Source organism: Vibrio sp. 378, assembly GCF_033339435.1.
The window spans coordinates 1-894 of record NZ_JAWOUO010000269.1; the positions used below are offsets into that span (position 1 = coordinate 1).

General features: G+C 49.8%; 1 protein-coding gene and 1 pseudogene. One reads left to right on the forward strand and one right to left on the reverse strand.

The annotated features are described in order from the left end of the window. Positions 1 to 192 (forward strand): annotated as a pseudogene (locus R7Q48_RS25625) (PhoH family protein); the annotation flags it as partial. A 70-nt stretch (positions 193 to 262) separates the two neighbouring features. Here R7Q48_RS25625 and R7Q48_RS25630 read toward each other — a convergent pair. Beyond that, positions 263 to 894, reverse strand: a 632-nt coding sequence (locus R7Q48_RS25630; protein ID WP_318132974.1) for a metallopeptidase TldD-related protein, incomplete at its 5' end; no start/stop codon positions are given.

Here is an 894-nt window from a genome sequence, read left to right on the forward strand (position 1 = left end):
CGCTGTGGTGAAGGAACCAAAATCGTCTGCTCCGGTAACTTGGCGCAGATTGACTCTCATTACCTCACCCCAGTGACGTCAGGTTTGACCTACATGGTTGAACGCTTCAAGAACTTTGAAGGCAGTGCGAACATTCACCTCAACGGCGTGGTTCGTAGCCGCTTGGCAGAGTTTGCAGAAGAGAACCTCTAACCCACGTCGATTCACGCACAAAGTAAAAGAGCGCTCCAATGAGCGCTCTTTTTATCAAGGTTCGAGTGATTTACTCGGTGCCACCAACAGTCAGTGAATCAAGCTTCAACGTTGGCTGACCAACGCCTACTGGCACGCTTTGCCCTGCTTTACCACAAACGCCAACACCTTTATCGATGCTTAAGTCGTTACCGACCATCGACACTTGCTGCATCGCTTCAATGCCTGAACCGATTAGAGTTGCCCCTTTGACGGGACGAGTCACTTTACCATCCTCAATCAAATACGCTTCTGATGCAGAGAACACGAACTTACCTGAGGTGATATCCACCTGACCACCACCGAAGTTAGGCGCGTAGATGCCTTTCTTCACGGTCGAGATGATTTCTTCTGGTGTGTGTTCACCTGGCAGCATGTAGGTATTGGTCATGCGTGGCATCGGTAAGTGCGCGTAAGATTCGCGGCGACCGTTACCCGTTGGGTTTACCCCCATTAGGCGCGCGTTCAACTTGTCTTGCATGTAGCCTTTCAATACGCCATTTTCGATCAGCGTGTTGTACTGACCATTCACACCTTCGTCGTCCACATTGAGTGAACCACGTAAATCTTTCAGCGTACCATCATCCACAATCGTACATAGCGATGACGTTACTTGCTGACCCATTTTGCCAGAGAATACCGACGACTCTTTGCGGTTGAAAT